We start from the raw sequence: 16,628 nt of genomic DNA, 5'->3' as shown, positions 1-16,628 counted from the left end.
GGTTTTGCAGGTGATTACAGGCCGCTGCCAAGATTGGCGCGTCTTTTCGCGCGCGGGCGCGGAGGGCAGCGCTGATAGGCAACCACGGCGATATGCTTGGCGTTCCAATGCAGAAGGAGAAACGGTATGGCCAGGCAGATTATGCGTGGGACGTTGGGAGCCAAGGAGGTCCGGCAACTCAAAGAAGTTTACGACCGCGCCCGGGCCGTCCAAGCCAGGTACGCAGAATCCCACCTTGCAGGCAGAGCGGCAAAAACCCTGATCGATTCCTTCGAAGCCCCTATCCATCCCGGCGATACGGCTCTCGATCCTCAATGGCTGAGCAAGGCCGCCCCGATGGGAAACGCCTGAAGACCGAAACGTGTATGCATTCATCGACAACGGCTGCGGTAGCCCAAAGCGAGTCGCTGAAGAGGATTCAGGGCACGCGCTTAGGCCTTTGTTTTGATGCATGTCTCCCACAATCGCTGCACATTTCTGGGAGACATGCACAGTAGCCGCCCTGCCCGACCATTCTTGAGGCCAGGCGTGCAAATTCCCAATTGCAACTTTCCGCAACCGGCCAAATCGCGTTTTGGACGCGAAATGCGCAAAGTCAGGCGGTTGCAAATGACGCCTCGCCTGAAGGCCGCACCATCCCCGGCGAAGACATCGGCTCTCTCCACCTTAGGAGGCTGATACGGAACTTCGAAGTCGTTGCGGCGTTGCAGAGGTCGGAGAAGTGTTCTTTTCCATCGAGCGTTGCTACCATAGCCAGCTCATTGTGAAGCCGCTCACATCTGGCGTTCAAGAATTAACTATTGTAGGTTGTGGTAGGGTTGGGGAAATTGCTGATCTCCATGCAGACATTGTCGCAATTCATAGGCCCACGTCCGGTTGGGGAGACGTGGTCGAAGGCTGAGTGGGTCAACACCCATTTTCTCGGTGTTACCCCAAGAGCCTACAAACCCGATTCGATCATATGTCGCCAGGATGACGACGACGATACGATATTCATCGTAAAGTCAGGCTGGACCCTGCTCTACCGCGGGCTGCCGGACGGAGAACGGCAGATCATTGACACTCCCCTTTGGGGAGACATTGTCGGCTTCCGGTCCGTAGACGGACCACGGTTCGCTTCGCTAGCATCCATAACCGATGCGACTGTTTACCCGATACCAAGGAAGGCCTTGGTCGAGGGAATCTTGTCCGAGGCTACTTTCGGCAGCAAGATTGCCCACTCCCTGGCACGGATGAATGCCATTCTAGCCGAGCACCTAGTGAATGTCGGGCGGCGCAACGCAATGAGCCGGACCGCCCATTTCCTGCTCGAATTGGAGGAAAGGCTCTCCAACGTTGGCCTGTCCGCTCACGGGAAGTATGACTGCCCTCTCACTCAGAATGAACTGGCGGACATCCTCGGAATGACCCCCGTTCACGTGAACCGGACATTGAGGGAACTCCGCAGTGCCGGTCTTGTCTCGTTCAAGGCTGGCCATGTCGAGATTCTCAGCCGCAAGAACCTCGTAAAATCGGCCGGGTTTGAGAAAGAGTACCTCAGCTAGATTTCTCCTGGCGAATCCAGCCTGCTCCCGCGATCAGCAGGCATAGCGGCGTGCCTGGGAACCTGTGGCGCGGCGTCTTCAAGGCCTGGTCGGCACCGCCTATCCGCAAATTTACCAAAAATTAACCTAGGTTAGCGACCGCTAATAATACCACCCTAGAGTACGTTAGCCGTTCTTCGCTGGGGTAGGCGGGAACAGCTGTGTGGTCAGGATGAAGCGATCCAGCCTAAAAACTGGACGGGCAGGATCATTTTTCCAAATTCTGGAACAAGGGATGGTCGGCCGCCGGGGGCGGCTCGTGGGCAATAGGGTGGGTAATATGAGTTCCTCAGCTGGACTGGTTAATTACACCTCTTTGAATCAGCCAAGGGTTTTGAGTAACGGAACCGAAAATGCTCGTCATGAGCAGTGCCTTCTCATACTGGATGGAAGGGCCTTGGACCGAGAATGTCTTGCATCGGCCCTCGTAGACCACGAACTTGGCATGGCGGTCGCAGCCATGGGTTCGATCGAAGAATGGCGCATGAAGAAGGGCTCAGCCCCTCCCCTGGTCGCCATACTCTTCAACCTTGGCGGTCGGAAGGTCACCGATCATGTCACGGCCGACGAGATCAGGCGCATATCGTCTGAGTTCAAATCGATCCCTGTAGTTGTCCTGGCGGACAATGAGGACCTTGCACAGATATTGGCAGCACTCGAATGTGGCGCACGAGGCTACATTCCGACCTCAGTCGGTATCGATGTGTGTGTCGAAGCAATCAACCTTGCTGCAGCAGGAGGTATCTTTGTTCCGGCAAGCAGCGTTCTCTCCATGCGGCATCTGATCGAGTCAGAAAGCCGCGACACGCAGCCTTTGTCGAGAATGTTCACTCTAAGGCAAGCCGAGGTCGCCCAAGCGCTCTGCCGCGGGAAAGCCAACAAGGTCATCGCCTATGAGCTGAACCTGCGCGAAAGCACCGTGAAGGTGCATATCCGAAACATCATGAAGAAACTGAAGGCGACCAACCGCACGGAAGTCGCCTACAAGGTCAACGATCTCTTCGCGGAAGGAGCTCTGCGAAAGTGAAGGTCGAGGATCCTCATTGCAGTGACTAGAGCGGAATGAAATTGCCTCCGGTCACCAAGAGGGCGAGTTCAACCCGGTCTTGATGCTGGACCCACCGCGCCCGCCGGCGCGGCGCGTCCACACGATCCTGCTCAGTTCTGGTCAGCGCCTTTTTTGTGGGTGTGCACGAATTCGCAGACCGAGCGCGCGACCTTCAGGCCGCTCGCCAAATTCGGTCATAAACCCGCGCAAGGTGACGTCTTTCTTCGGGAGCGCCCGACCAGCCGGTCACGCCAAGCTCCCGATATAATCTTCGGCTGGTAGCCGCTGGCCTGGCGCAGCGCCGCCCCCGGTCTCGTCCATCCGCTTCAACCGCTCAGTCGCTGAACTAGAGAAGGTATGTCTGCCCACCCAGCTCAGGGCTTCCTCGATCGTATCGAAATTCTTGTGCTGCCCGCTTAGCAACCCGAAGCCTGTCTCGAGGAACCATTTGCCCTTTGTCGAGTAGGCTTCCTCGTCGATGCGAGTAAGGACTGCAACCAGTTGATCGAACTTCCAGACCAGGAGCCCCGACTCTCCGCCCACGACCGTTCCAATTCGGGCTTCGTTGAGCGAAAATCCAGGAGCAATTTGTGCGTTATCCACCTTGATGCATCCTCTCAACTTCAAAAAGGATGTTGAAAATCTGTTAGCTTTAAATGGGCTGCTTCTGTCCCTCGCCCGACGACACAGGCAAATTTTTGTTAGCACACCGTCGGGCGAGTTCAAGCCTTTTCACCGATGATCCACCGCTCGTTTTTCGCGAGATGTAACTGCCAAAGAATTTGGCCTGCCTGAGCTGAAAGCCGTGGCAAAATAGTCGACTCCGCGCAACCCGGCGAGCCCAGCGAATGTCTCCCGGTCGAACCCAGTCCTTCGAGCGTTGAGTTAGCTGCAGGCACATTGTGATTTCGCACGAAGCTCGGCCTGCGACCACGAGCAGCCCGGCGGGACTATATCAAGAAGAGGCGGCGGTCACATCGGATGAGTGCTTGAGGAAGCGGTATCCCTTTTGTGCTCCAATCAGCTCTTGCTGATCGTGGGAGGGCTGAATGGCGATCTTTTCGTTCCCTGACAGGCCATTGCCGGACGAGGGAGTGAGCACGCCGTGATTCATCGCCCAAACTGCAGCCTGAGTACGGTTGCGGACCCGAATTTTTCGAAGGATTGCCTTGACGTGTACTTTCACCGTAGCTTCGGCGATGTCAATTTTGCGCGCGATGGTTTTGTTAGACTCTCCTTCGATCAAGCAACGAAGGATACATTTTTCTCGATTCGACAAAACTGACAGCTCTCTATCCTCGTCCTCGATTTCAACAGCCACGCTTGCCAAATCACGCACCGCATCATACTTCATAACGGGCCAAATTTCTTGAATAAAAGTCGATGTTTCCGCAGGTAACACGGTCTGGCCAAGCATAACCAATTCGATGGCTTTGATGAAGGTTTCACGAGCAGCGGTTTTGGTCAAATACGCGTCAGCCCCCGCGCGAAAGGCTGAAACTATATCGTTCGATCGACACTGATCGGCCAGCGCCACGACATGGCTGGTCGGATACATTGCTTTAAAGTCTGCAATTTGCCCAAATCCGGCATCCCCCCCAGTGCCGTCTACATCCACGATGAGCAAGATGGACCGGTGCTGGGGTAGCGATTTCTGCAGAAGATCGTGAACACAAGCCGCAGAGGAGAGAATACGAAATTTTTCTGCATCCAGGATTCGAATAAGACCCTCTCGAAGTAATTCGTTCGCCCCGACAAGCACTGTTACAAACGATTGCCTTGTCATCACAACTTCCTCTAACCTGTGGCGCTCGACGTCCCTAAGACCCGGTGTAGTGCCCGGCACGCAACGCGCCAACCGCCCTAATTCCTTGGCCTAAATTACCTTACGCCACGATATCCCATGCCAAGATACCCTCTTTAGGCGCCCAAATACCCTCTTTAGGCGTAGGGCAGCATCGTCGAGGACTATCCGGATTCTCAAACCCAAAGCCTCGATCGGGTTTGCGGCTAGGAGGCGTAAATGGTGATCTCCTCGTTCTCCAAAGCTTGGACGATGAAATCGGGAGGATGTCCCAGCCGTCCTGCAGATGTATGTTGGGCCGCAGGCGGTTCGAGACGCTTTGTCGGCCGACCAATCCCGGCTGTTCGCCGCGTTCGATCGCCTTGTCTCGGTTGCCGTCAAAGAGGTTCGTCTGCGGCGCAGCAATCTCATCATTGAACGAGCCCGCGCAGGCGGTGTTTATCCGGAAGGAGTGCCCACAAAGGATAGTTGTGCCGTTGGAGGTGAAGGGTCACGATAGGGCGCAGCCTTTGCTCGGCTCGACCAGTTCGAGACGGGATGGTCACCACTGAAAAAGTGAAGGTCACGTGCCATGGCAATAGAGACAAAATACAATTCCGAACCCGCCTCCGAACCCGTCGCTTCCTCGTCAAATTCGGCCCGGAGCGGCATGAAGGGCGTCCTGCTTGTCATGGGGCTCTCCAGCGTCGCCGCTCTGGGAGCGGGCGCGATCAGAAACTGGGAGGCCCTCAGGGATGCCTCCGGACCCGCGATGCAGAAGGTCGAGGACGTCTCCGGAGCCCTGACGCAGAGGGTCGAGGAGGTTTCCGGAACCCTGGCGCAGAGGGTCCAGCAGGTTTCCGGAACCACGGCGCAGCGGGTCGAGGAGGTCTCCGGAACCCTGGCGCAGCGGGTCGAGGAGGGTTTCGGAGCCCTGGCGCAGAAAGTCTCTTCTGCTATTGACAGCTGGCAAGATCAACCAGCTCAAACCATAGCCGAACCGTCCCGCGCGGTCATGCCTGGATCGGGTACGTTGGCCGCCGCTTTCACCGCACCGAGTGCCGCGCCTGTCATCCTTAGCGCTGAGGGTTCCAAAACTCCCGGAACGGGACCGGATTCGTCTCCTGCTGCGTCGATCGAAAGGAACGCAGCCCCTGCCGTCGCCACCAATTCCGAGCGCTCCGGAACACGCGGCATTGAACCAAACGCGCCAACCGGCAGCCCGTTCGGCGTCGGCGACCGCCTCAAGCTCGCGTTCTACGAGCGAGTCGACGTCGAGGAAGACAAGTGGGGAGGCACGTCCTCGGCCTCGGCCCTGGGCGGCATCCTGCAGCGTCCGGAACTGAGCGGCGAATATACTGTTCAGGAGGACGGCACGATTTCCTTGCCCTTGCTTGGCTCCGTTCCGGTCGCCAACCGGTCGGCGCAGCAAGTACAGGACGACCTGGTGGAAACCTTCAACCAACTTCTTGGCCGCAAGGGGCTGGTCAACATCCTGTCGCTGGAGCGCTCGCCTATTTACGTGCTGGGGCCGGTCAGGAATCCAGGCTCGTTCAAGTACGCGCCCGGCATGACGATCCTACATGCCGTCGCGCTGGCCGGCGGACTGAACCAGAGCTCGAGCGAGCCGTGGCAGCAGATCGAAGCCGTGCGTGAAACCCAGAAGCGGAGCGGGGCGATCGATGCCATGGTGAAACTGCTCGCGCGCGCGGCCGTCCTGGAAGCCGAGCGCGACGGGACGGCGCCCAAGATCCCGTCCCAGTTGCTGGAATTGGCCGGCCCGACCGAAGCCGCCAATCTCGTCAATGAGCAGAGCGACCGCCGTAATGCCCTCGCCATGGCCCGCAAGTATCGCGAACGCGCGAGCCTGGCGGCGCTGGAGGCAGCCAAGCAGGATGTCGTCGCGTATGGACACATGGAATCGCTGGACGAGCTCGTCAAGCTGCGCCAGGAGCGCGTCAACACCATGCAAACGCTTGTGAACCGCAAAGTTCTCAACGTGACCATGATGGACCAGGCCCAGGCCGAGCTGTCTGACGCGGAACAACGTCGGCAGGACGCCCTTAACCGGTTCTCGAGCGCCAAGCAGCGCGTCGCTTCGCTGGAGGCTGAGGTGATGCAAGCCCGCGCCGACCACACGAACGATCTTGAGGTCGAGCTTGAGACGACGGAGAATCAGATCGCGACCAATGTGCACGACTTGAACGCCAGCGAAGGCGTCCTGTACACGTTGCCGGTGACCCGCGCCCAGTTTGCGGCCCAGTTCACAGCGAACGCGAACAGGGTGACCTATCAAATCGTGCGGCAATCGCCAGCCGGGCCGGTCAGCATCGAGTCCGACGGGATGACCCTTTTGCGGCCAGGCGACCTCGTCAACATAAGCATGGACGAAAGCCAGCCAAGAGAGCCAGCCGGCTCGCCGGTTCCAACCTCGTTGCCGACCGGCGACAACCTGCCGGCCGCGAGCACTCTCAACGAAGCAGCGCCTGGGCGCGTGCTGGCTGATCAGATGATCAATCCGAATTGACGCCTAACAAACGGGTTTGCCGTCGGGGTGGCAATTCCCAACGGCAGCCCGAGCTATAGCGTTGGCAAAGTACTGACGGCATCGTGCTGAAGACTGAAGCTGCCTCTTTCGAGGAGCCTCATTTGCCTGTTATTTTGGAAGCTACTCGGTCGGAAAAGTATTTGAAAGAGGGGAGCATGTCAGGATCTCGCTACGTCTCTCAGTTATCAATCGCTACATCTCAGATTTCAATGCGAAGCGCTATCGTGTGGCTTCAGACGAGCATGCCATGCCTCAGGATACGGTGATCGACGTTAGTGTGGAGACCTTGCAGAACATCGAGAAACTTGAGACCGATTGGAAGGAGCTCGAAGCGCGAGCCACTCACTCATTCTATCTATCCTGGTTGTGGATCGGAACGTGGCTACGGCATCTCCCGGCGGGTGCGCAACCACACGTCTTAGTCGCTCGGACGTCAGGCAAGATTGTCGGCTTGGCGATTATTTGCCGTCGGAGGACGTGGAGTTTCGGGCCGCATGCGCGAGCGCGTTGGCTGCTCAATGAAACCGGAGACGTTCGTTTCGATCGACTGTTCATCGAGTACAACAATATTCTAGCGGAGCGATCCCTGGCCGATGCCGTTAGAGCGGCATGCCTCGAGGCCTTGGCACGTCACTTGCGCTACTCCGACCAGCTGGTGCTCTCTGGAATTGATCAGGACTTTGACTCAGCCGCTTGTCGCACCGCGGGGCGAGCTGGGTTCCTTGCCGAGGTCAAAGCGGTAGATACGGCACGATGGATCGATTTCACCAAAGTCCGCCAGAAAGGCGGAAATTACCGCGCCACGTTGGGCCGAAATACTCGTCAAGCGGTAAGCCGTGCCATGCGGTTATATGCGGAACGCGGGCCCATTGAGTTCCGGACGCAGGAAGCGACAGCTGACGCGCTCGTCGCGTTTGATTTGCTCGCCGAGCTCCATCAGGCGCGGTGGAGACATAAGGGATCCTTTGCCAACCCGAGCTTCCGTCGCTTTCACGAGGACCTTATTGCGCGGGGAGTTCCCACGGGGACCGTCCGCATCTCACGGACTTTGGTTGGGGAGCAGACAATTGGTGTTTTGTACAACTTCGTCCATGACGGGCGTGTTCTCAACTATCAAAGCGGCTTTGTGTTTGAGCGCGACGGCCGGCTCAAACCCGGGCTTATCAGCCATGTGCTGGCGATTGAGGATAGCATCGGACGCGGGGAGTGCGGCTACGATTTTCTGGCAGGCTCCGCCGGGCACAAGTCACACCTGGCCAATGCGGAGCAGCCTTTGCGGTGGATCGCGATAGGCAGAGACAGTCCAGAGCGCCGCATTGAGGCAAAGCTGCGCGGGGCCAAGGGGGTGCTGGGGACCATTGCTGCTCATGTGAGACAGGCCGCGGCTTGAGGTGTCGACCAAAAAGGGAGCTGCCATTCTGATCGAGTCTTTGAGGCCGGCTCTTGGACCTTGAAGCGGCAGGTCGGCTGTTTGGCAAGGGAGGCAAGGAGAGGTTGAATTTGTCTAATCTATGTTTCAGCGTGGCGGAATTGGTAGACGCACCGCACTGTTGATGCGACGCCGCAAGGCTTGTAGGTTCGACTCCTACCGCTGGAGCCATAGATTCTAAATCGCAACGTAGCGACCATAACCGATCGATAGTCAGAAGAGGTAATCCGAATTGGATCTTAACTGACGATGGCATCGCAAGCGACGCGCGGAGACTGCTTTGACCTGACGCGATTTCGCAGCAAGTAACATTTCTAGGGCTTTATAGCCTCCATCCATACACCAAAATATCCGCCCACCGCTCCTTGCTCTCGCCCTTACATGATTGTTTCATCGCGGATCGGCATGAACGGCCCTGCCGTTCTTTACATGCATGAGCGTTCCCAGCGATCGGGAGCCACGTATGACTTCTGACTGCCCCGTGCTCGAGTTCATCCAATTTTCTGGCGCTCCGGCGGAGCCGGAACCGCCCCCTTCATACTCTTTGGACGAAGTCGGGCTGAGATCCGGGATCATTATGCCGATTTTCGAGAAAGATGGTTTAGAGGTTCTGGCATTCATGCTCGACGCGGAGCAGAACGTCATCCGCGAGATAGGCGTTTGCCTCAACGAAGAGGAACGTCGGCGCGCCGATGGGTTGAGACTGGAGCGGGATCGCCGCCGCTTTGAAGCCACCCGTGGGCTGCTATACCGGGTCCTCGCTTCCAAACTGGGAATCTCGCCGTCCGACCTCGAACTGGAATATGGAAGCCTGGGCAAACCCTACCTCTCGCCACGCATGCCTGCTCGCGATTTGCGCTTCAGCGTCTCACGATCCGGAGATGTCGCGCTGGTCGCTCTCTCGACCAGGGAGGAGGTCGGGGTGGACATCGAGGCCGTTCTTCCCGTGCCCGAAGCGGACGAGATCGCAGCGCTCTGCTTTTCCACCTCCGAGTACCGGTCGTACACCGCCCTGGGCCAGCAAGACCGGCCGGAAGGCTTCCTCCGGCGCTGGACCCGGCTGGAGGCTGTCTCAAAGGCCCTTGGGTGCGGTTTGGGACAGCCCCTTTCTTGGGAGGAAGAGGACTGGACTCTTCATAGCTTCGTACCGAAACCCGGGTACATCGGGACCGTGGCAGTCCGGAATTGAGTGGTAGTCCGGAATCGAAATGTCGGCGATGCCATCATTCACTTACGATGCACTGCAGATAAGCGAGGAGGGCAACCAACTCGAGAGAGCCTATGTTGGCGGACGTGATGCAGATCCCGGAGCTTCTCGCAGACCTCGCGGTCAAGGACATCAAGGTTTGGGTAGAGGGTGACCGGCTGCGCTGCAACGCCCCAGCTGGCGCACTGACTGCCGAGTCTTCCAACCAGTTGCGTGAGCGGAAGGGCGAAATCATCGCGTTTCTGAACATGGCCACGGCGGCAGCCCAGCAACAGCCAGCAATCATCCCCCTGCAGTCTCGCGGAACACGCACGCCCATCTATGCCGTGCCCGGGCATATCGGGGCGCCCTTCTCATTCTCGGACCTGTCGAAGCACCTGGGTGGCGATCAGCCGTTCTACGCACTCCAACCGTCCGGCTTCGATGGGCAGAGCGAACCGATGGAACGCGTCGAAGATATTGCCGAGTATTTCGCCCGCCAGATCGTCGCATATCAGCCCACCGGTCCCTACATCATCGCCGGTTACTGCTCCGGCGCTGCAACCGCTCTCGAGTTGGCGAAAATCCTGCGTCAACGCGGAGCGGAGGTCCCATGCATGGCGCTCTTTGGCCCCCTGCACCCCATCACCTTTAAGGAATTGCCGCGTCAGTTATATTTCTTTGCCAATCGCACCGCCGATTCATTTCTGCGAGAGATAGCAAAGCTGCCGACCTTCGGCGCTCGTCTCCGGTATTTCGGCAGGCGTCTTCGGAACCTCGGCGGGCACGTCGGCGCCCTCGTGACCCCCAAAGAGCCTGTCACGACCGACCCGGTGCTGGCGAGCAGAGCTCGACTCAAATCCACGGCGATCACGGCTTTGCGGCGGTACACCCCCACCCCGTATTCGGGTCGAGTATGCATTTTCCTTCCGAACAAGGCTTGGATGCGATCGGGTGCGGCACCGCGCCAATGGCTTCGAGTAACGCCCCAAGCCGAATTCTATTTCGGGCCCGAGGACTGCAACGATAGTCGTATGCTGGAGGAGCCGGATGCGCCTGCCATCGCAGAACTCTATCGCCAGGCAACCCGAAGGGCTGGGCGATTGATGTGATTGATCTTTGATTTCTGCACTGGGGAGCGTATCTGATGAACGAGGTCCTGCCTATCGCGGTGAAGGGCGTAGCGCTCTCCCCGCTGAAAGATGCCGATCATAAGACGCTGGTTGTCGAGTACAACGCTACGGCAGCACCCTACCCGTCGGACAGGACGATCATCGATCTCTTCCGAGACCAGGCGAGGCGCAGTCCTAACGCCGAAGCGATCCGTTTCGGCGACGCAACGCTGACGTACCGGCAGCTCGACGAACGCTCCAACCAGATGGCCATGCATCTGAGCTCGACCGGCGCTGGGCCAGGTCGGATTGTCGTTGTGTTCATGGAGCATTCCATTGAGGTCGTCGTCGCGATCTTGGGCGTCCTGAAGTCGGGCGCGGCCTACGTGCCGGTGGATGCGGCGACGCCGAAGGGGCGTCTCGCAACGATCCTGAAGGACATTGCCAACGGGACCGACGGGCGGGCGCCGGTGGCGATCACACAGGCGCGCCTTCAATCCGTCATTTCCCCGAACCTTGCCGACATTTTCCTGCTCGACGCCGATTTCGGGCCGATTTTGAATCAGCCGGATTCGGCCCGGCCGTCCGCTGCCACTCCGGACAGCGCCGCCTATATCATTTTCACTTCCGGCTCGACCGGCACGCCCAAGGGCGTTGTGATCGAGCACCGGAACCTGGTGAACTACATCTGGTGGGCCGCTCGGGTGTACGGTTCCAGCGAAGGTGACGCATGGCCCCTTTTCTCATCCCTGGCCTTCGACCTGACCGTTACCACGCTCTATACGCCACTCGTCACCGGCGGCCGCATCGTGGTCTATCGCGGTGATCCCGGAGTCCAGAGCATGGTCGTGCTCAAGGTCATCGACGACAATGCCGTCAATATCATGAAGCTGACGCCGGCGCATCTCGCGATGATCCGCGACCGCAATCTCGAGACCACAAGGCTGCGCAAGTTCATCGTGGGCGGCGAGGACTTCAAAACCGAATTGGCTCGCGATATCACCAACGCCATCCCCCATCCCATCGAGATCTACAACGAGTACGGACCAACCGAAGCCACGGTGGGCTGCATGATTCACCGTTTCGACATCGACCGGGATCAATCCGCATCGGTGCCGATCGGCGTTCCGGCCGCCAATGCGGGCATCTACGTCCTCGACAAAGCACATCGACCGGCCGCCCCCGGCACCATCGGTGAGATGTTCATTGCCGGCGACGGTCTCGCGAGGGGCTATTTCAATCGCCTTGACCTGACAGACGAGCGTTTCCTTACGGTCACCGATCCTCGCGATGGGTTTTCGAAACTGCGGCTGTACAAGACCGGGGATCTCGCCCGCTGGAACTCGGAAGGGCGCCTGGACTTTCTCGGCCGCGCCGATCATCAGGTGAAGATCGGTGGCGCACGTGTCGAGCTGGGCGAGATCGAAGCCCGGCTTCTCAAGCATCCGCACGTTCAGGAATGCGCTGTCACCGCCATCGCCAACCCGGCGACGACACCAAGGACGGTCGAAACGGGCGATCTCAAACCGCCAGCGGCAGAAGACGGCATCGCGCGACTTGTGGCTTACTATGTCTCGTCGAAACCCCTGACCGTCGCGGAGCTGCGCGCGCACCTCGCCGAAGAACTCCTGGGATCCATGATTCCGACGCACTACGTCTGCCTCGAACGGATGCCGCTCACGTCCAACGGCAAGATCGACCGCTGGTCGCTTCCCGAGCCGACGGCGGAGAACTTCCAGCCTGCGCAAGAATTCGCCGCCCCGTTGACGGAGACCGAGAAGACGCTGGCCGCGCTGTGGTGCGATCTCCTCAAGGTCGAGGCAATCGGCCGTCGCGACAACTTCTTCGACTTGGGCGGGGAGTCGCTCCTGGTGATGCGGGCGGTGGCGCGCATGCGCAAGATCTTCGGCGTGGACGTGCAGCTTCGCAATCTCTTTGAGCGCCCGACGCTCGCCGAACTGGCGGAAGCGATCGACGGAATGCGTTGGGTGGCAAATTCCAAAGGCTCCCCACTCTCGGAGGGACCGAGAGAGGAGATCGAACTCTAGCTTGCCGGAATGCCCCGGCCTTCGGCACCGATCCAGGCGGTGCCTTTGCATTGGATGCATGCAGAGCGGACGAAGATGATGGACAAAGCTTGGGTATCACGAGAACCCGGACTGCCTTGGGTGGCGGCGGAATATGAGCTCTTGCGCGACCAAGTGCGCCGGTTCGTAGATGAGGAAATCAAGCCCTGTGCGGATCGTTGGGAAGAGAACGGATTCATTCCTCGTCCGATCCTGCGCCGCATGGGCGAACTCGGCTTCTTCGGCATCCGCTACCCTGCCGAGTATGGTGGCGCCGAGATGGACGCGGTCGCATCAACGGTCTTCGCCGAGGAGCTCGGGCGCTCGACCTACGGCGGCGTCGCCGATGCAATGCTGGTCCATGCCGACATGGCTTCCTTATACGTCTTTCATGACGGCACCAAAGCCCAGCGGGCGCGCTGGATGCCGGGCATAATCAGCGGCGAGGTGATCACCGCGGTCGCCATCACGGAGCCTGATGCGGGCTCGGACGTGAAGGCCATCCGCACACGCGCGCTGCGAGATGGCGAATCCTACGTGCTCGACGGCACGAAGCTCTACATCACGAATGGCGTCCACGCGGATCTCTACTGTGTCGCAGCCAAGACTGATCCCTCGGCAGGAAGCCACGGGATCACTATGTTCCTCGTCGAGAAGGGGACGCCAGGCTTCAGTGTCGCGCGCGAGTTGGACAAGCTCGGCTGGCGTTCCTCCGATACGGCGGAGCTCGTCTTTGATGGTTGCCGCATCCCTGCCGAGAACGTGCTCGGCACGGAGGGACAGGGCTTCTACTCCATCATGCGCAACTTCCAGAATGAGCGCCTTGTTCTCGCAGGTATGGCGATAGGGATGGCCGAGGCCGCGATCGACATGACCCTCTCCTGGGTGAAAACTCGCCGCGCATTCGGGGGCGTCCTATGGGACATGCAGGCGATCCGACAACGCCTTGCGATGCTCTCTGCGAAAGTGGCGGCAAGCCGTGAGTTTCTCTATGCCACCGCCTGGCGCATGGCGGCGGACGATGATTGCCTGCGCGAGATCTCGATGTTGAAGGCCATCTGCGGCGAACTTGTCAACGAAGTGTTGTATGCGTGCGTGCAGTTCCACGGCGCCATGGGCGTTATGCGAGAGAGTCCGATCGAGCGCATAGCGCGTGACGCCCGCGTCTTATCCATCGCCGGCGGCGCGACGGAGGTGATGCTGGAGGTAGTCGCCTCGATGGCGTGAGCCCAATGCGCGGCACATCCCACCGCGTCAACGCGGAAGTTGTTCGTTTCAACCTCAATTCGCCATGGCTCGGCTGAGTGGAGCACCGGTCTCCGAAAGTGGGTGTGGCCAGTTAAGTATGGCCGACGGGGCGGGTCGCTACGACCAGGGTTGAAACGCCAAATTTCCGCAAAGGCGTTTTTTCGATCCATGGCATGAGCCGCCGGTAGGCCGGTATCGCGCTAGCCGGCAGCCATTGATAGCGCTCTAATACCGGCAGCACATAGTCGACCTTCCGTATTTCGAAACCCGCCGCAGCCACAACATTGCGCAATTCATGGGGCCAGTAGTTCCGTGCCGTCATAACGCGAGCCGACCACGAACTCGGCAACCAAGGAAGCAGTGGGATAGGGAAACCGAAGCTGCGGCCCAGAACCCGCATCCCATGGCCCTCAAAAGGGAACCAGCGATTTGGACTCATCACGACCAGAAGCCCGCCGGGCCTCAGGACCCGCCAAATTTCGCGCAGCGTGGCCGCCTCGTCAGCCACGTGCTCAAGAACCTCATTCAACAATGTCGCATCAACGGACGCATCCGGTAATGGGAAGTCGTCGGTGCAGCAGTGATATTCGATCGCATCTGGCCGCCGATTAAGCTTCTCATCATTCACCAGTTTGCGAGCCATGGCCTCATCGATCCTCGATCGTTCAGGATCGACGCCAATTGCTTTCTGGGCACCCCAGGCGACCAGGGCCTCGGTGTAGCCGCCCTCGGCGCAGCCGCAGTCGAGCCAGACCCCCTGCAGCAGTCCCAGGTCTCTCAACTTGCCGAGCCTGTAAGCAACATTACTTCCGATCGCGGTCGAGTCGCCGGGATGGGGGTAGCGTGGCGCAGTACGCGCGCGCCATACAGGATTCTCGCTTGTCGCGATGCCCCGCAGGCCATCCAATTGCGGTCGATAACGTTGTGCCATGGACGGTGTCTCCTACTCTCCAATGGTTACGCGACCGGCGGCCCTTCATGCACAGGACCGCCGACGGAATTCAGCTTCGTTGCGAAGGCCAAAACGAGGGCCGCGCACACGCCCTCGATGCTGACGGCGAGCGTCCAGCCCAGGACCAGGCCTTGAAGTCCACTGTGCTTCGCTCCCGCGATCACCAGGCACAGCTCCAGCAATCCACCAAGCGCGAACCAGCGAGATGCCTTGCGCATCCTGTCCCCCAACCGCGCCAAGGTGCAGGCATGGAATTTGAGCGTTGATCCCAGCAGGCTAAAGCCGAGAAGGCGCAGGCTCGATCCGGCGATTTCAGCATAGGCTGGATTGAAGACCGCAAGGATCGTCTGCGAATAGGTGAAGATGAAAACGGCGCAGACCAGCGAAAAGAGCAATGACGCCATAACCGATACAAGGATGTCGTGTCTGGATTGTTTCGGGCTCGCTCTCACCACGGGGAACAGGACAGTGGCCATCGCCGCGGGAATCAACGAGGCGATGGTGACCAGCATCCATAGGGATACGAAAGCGGCATTGATGGCCGGAGAAAGGAGAACAAGCACAACGTAAGGCATGATGATGCCGGGAGCCTGCAAGGCTGCGTCGAGCACGTAGTGGTCGAAGACCTTCCTCCGCAGCGTACGGAGCAACTGGAAATCGGGAGGCCCAACGAGGCGACGCGCACCGCCCCGGGTCAACAGGTCCACGCCGATGATGGACGCCAGAAGACCGGCCACCCAGCTCAGAATAAGCGCGGTATGGGACGTGTAGCCGCCAACCGCGGCGGTGGCGATTAGCATCAGCTTCAACGTGCAGAACAGCACTTGCCGGATCATCCTGCCGGTGGCGCGCAGGGTGCCCAGGAACGCCTGGTCGACCAAGATGGCGAGAACGGTCAGACCGCAGCCGAGGACGAACACAACACCCACGAACCAGCCGCCGATCAGCTCGGTAGAGCTGCTGAAACACGCGTGCCCGAAGACGAACAACAAGGCCAGCCCGACCCCCAGCGCCACCCCGAAGCACAGTGCTGCGGCCACCAGACCGCGCTCCCTGCCGGGATTCCGGACGATCTCGCCCACCAGCATGGTCCCGAGCCCTGCCTCCCCCAGCGTGCCGATAAGTCCCATCACGGACAGCAGGGCAGAGGTGTTGCCGATCACCTCCGGCGGAAACAGCCGCGCCGCGAGCCACCAATAGACGAACCCGAGACCGGCCGCTGCAACCGTTCCGGTTGCCATGGCGCCGGAATTCATCACGAACGCGGCGCTCTTTCGAAGCTCCCGGCGCACGCGAGCAATGGCCGTCCAGGAATGGTCAACCGACGCCATTGCTATCCCGAACCTTGCTGTGCCGGCACCGCGGACCTTCCGGGGGCTGGGCGCAGGACGTCCCGGTACACCTGCTCGATCCGAGTCACGACGGCTCCGGCCTTGAGGCGCTCGATCCTGGCGAGGCCTGTCGCCTCCAGGCGGGCGAGCAAGGCGCGGTCATCCAGAAATGTCTGCATTGCGTGGCCGAGGGCATGCGAGTCGCCGCTCGGCACGAGAAGGCCTGTTTGGCCATGATCGACGATATCCGGCATGCCACCAACGTCCGTTGCGACGACTGCTTTGCCGGATGCCATAGCCTCCATGATCACTGTCGCACAGGCTTCTGGCCCCACCGATGGC

The 16,628-nt window shown here is 59.6% G+C and carries 14 protein-coding genes and 1 tRNA gene; 10 read left to right on the top strand and 5 right to left on the bottom strand.

Going from position 1 to position 16,628, the window contains the following annotated elements; translation table 11 throughout:
- Positions 1–126 precede the first annotated feature (126 nt).
- The 3 genes from EOA28_RS07130 to EOA28_RS07120 all read left to right on the top strand — a co-directional run bounded on the left by EOA28_RS07130 (position 127) and on the right by EOA28_RS07120 (position 2,610).
- A complete protein-coding gene (locus EOA28_RS07130; protein WP_127249684.1) occupies positions 127–351 on the top strand; it encodes a hypothetical protein in 225 nt (74 codons plus the stop codon).
- Between the two features lie 476 nt (positions 352–827).
- On the top strand, positions 828–1,544 hold the full coding sequence (locus EOA28_RS07125; RefSeq protein ID WP_245463176.1) for a Crp/Fnr family transcriptional regulator: 717 nt from the start codon (positions 828–830) through the stop codon (positions 1,542–1,544).
- 319 nt (positions 1,545–1,863) lie between these two features.
- Complete coding sequence (locus EOA28_RS07120) at positions 1,864–2,610, top strand: response regulator transcription factor (RefSeq protein ID WP_189341963.1); 747 nt, start codon at positions 1,864–1,866, stop codon at positions 2,608–2,610.
- Between the two features lie 267 nt (positions 2,611–2,877).
- Here EOA28_RS07120 and EOA28_RS38690 read toward each other — a convergent pair whose 3' ends face one another.
- Both EOA28_RS38690 and EOA28_RS07110 read right to left on the bottom strand, forming a co-directional pair.
- Positions 2,878–3,234, bottom strand: a complete 357-nt coding sequence (locus EOA28_RS38690; RefSeq protein WP_189341961.1) for a hypothetical protein — start codon at positions 3,232–3,234, stop codon at positions 2,878–2,880.
- Between the two features lie 352 nt (positions 3,235–3,586).
- Entirely contained in the window at positions 3,587–4,417 is an 831-nt protein-coding gene (locus EOA28_RS07110; RefSeq protein ID WP_127249685.1) for a response regulator transcription factor, read from the bottom strand.
- 667 nt (positions 4,418–5,084) lie between these two features.
- On the opposite strand from EOA28_RS07110, the gene EOA28_RS07105 reads away from it, so the two are divergent.
- From EOA28_RS07105 to EOA28_RS07075, 7 genes are all read left to right on the top strand, one after another.
- Positions 5,085–6,941 (top strand): polysaccharide biosynthesis/export family protein, encoded by a 1,857-nt coding sequence (locus tag EOA28_RS07105; protein ID WP_189341960.1) that lies wholly within the window; start codon positions 5,085–5,087, stop codon positions 6,939–6,941.
- 268 nt (positions 6,942–7,209) lie between these two features.
- On the top strand, positions 7,210–8,352 hold the full coding sequence (locus tag EOA28_RS07100) for a GNAT family N-acetyltransferase (protein WP_126079472.1): 1,143 nt from the start codon (positions 7,210–7,212) through the stop codon (positions 8,350–8,352).
- Between the two features lie 125 nt (positions 8,353–8,477).
- A tRNA-Asn gene (locus EOA28_RS07095) sits at positions 8,478–8,562 on the top strand.
- A 310-nt stretch (positions 8,563–8,872) separates the two neighbouring features.
- Positions 8,873–9,580, top strand: a complete 708-nt coding sequence (locus EOA28_RS07090) for a 4'-phosphopantetheinyl transferase superfamily protein (protein WP_245501485.1) — start codon at positions 8,873–8,875, stop codon at positions 9,578–9,580.
- Positions 9,581–9,672: 92 nt separating this feature from the next.
- Positions 9,673–10,689 carry a thioesterase domain-containing protein gene (locus tag EOA28_RS07085; protein ID WP_127249688.1) on the top strand — a complete coding sequence of 339 codons (1,017 nt, stop codon included), beginning with the start codon at positions 9,673–9,675 and terminating at the stop codon, positions 10,687–10,689.
- A gap of 35 nt (positions 10,690–10,724) precedes the next feature.
- A complete protein-coding gene (locus EOA28_RS07080) occupies positions 10,725–12,737 on the top strand; it encodes a non-ribosomal peptide synthetase (protein ID WP_126079475.1) in 2,013 nt (670 codons plus the stop codon).
- A 75-nt stretch (positions 12,738–12,812) separates the two neighbouring features.
- Positions 12,813–13,982, top strand: a complete 1,170-nt coding sequence (locus EOA28_RS07075; protein WP_127249689.1) for an acyl-CoA dehydrogenase family protein — start codon at positions 12,813–12,815, stop codon at positions 13,980–13,982.
- 112 nt (positions 13,983–14,094) lie between these two features.
- Here the strand turns inward: EOA28_RS07075 and EOA28_RS07070 are convergent, their stop codons facing one another.
- The 3 genes from EOA28_RS07070 to EOA28_RS07060 all read right to left on the bottom strand — a co-directional run.
- Positions 14,095–14,934 carry a class I SAM-dependent methyltransferase gene (locus EOA28_RS07070; RefSeq protein WP_127385969.1) on the bottom strand — a complete coding sequence of 280 codons (840 nt, stop codon included), beginning with the start codon at positions 14,932–14,934 and terminating at the stop codon, positions 14,095–14,097.
- 26 nt (positions 14,935–14,960) lie between these two features.
- On the bottom strand, positions 14,961–16,286 hold the full coding sequence (locus EOA28_RS07065; RefSeq protein ID WP_127251847.1) for a hypothetical protein: 1,326 nt from the start codon (positions 16,284–16,286) through the stop codon (positions 14,961–14,963).
- A gap of 2 nt (positions 16,287–16,288) precedes the next feature.
- Positions 16,289–16,628 (bottom strand): glycosyltransferase family 4 protein (locus EOA28_RS07060; RefSeq protein WP_128314749.1); only part of this gene is annotated, 340 nt, incomplete at its 5' end.

It is taken from the genome of Mesorhizobium sp. M2A.F.Ca.ET.067.02.1.1, assembly GCF_004023285.1.
Classification (GTDB): domain Bacteria; phylum Pseudomonadota; class Alphaproteobacteria; order Rhizobiales; family Rhizobiaceae; genus Mesorhizobium.
This window is presented reverse-complemented; position numbering and strand designations above follow the sequence as displayed.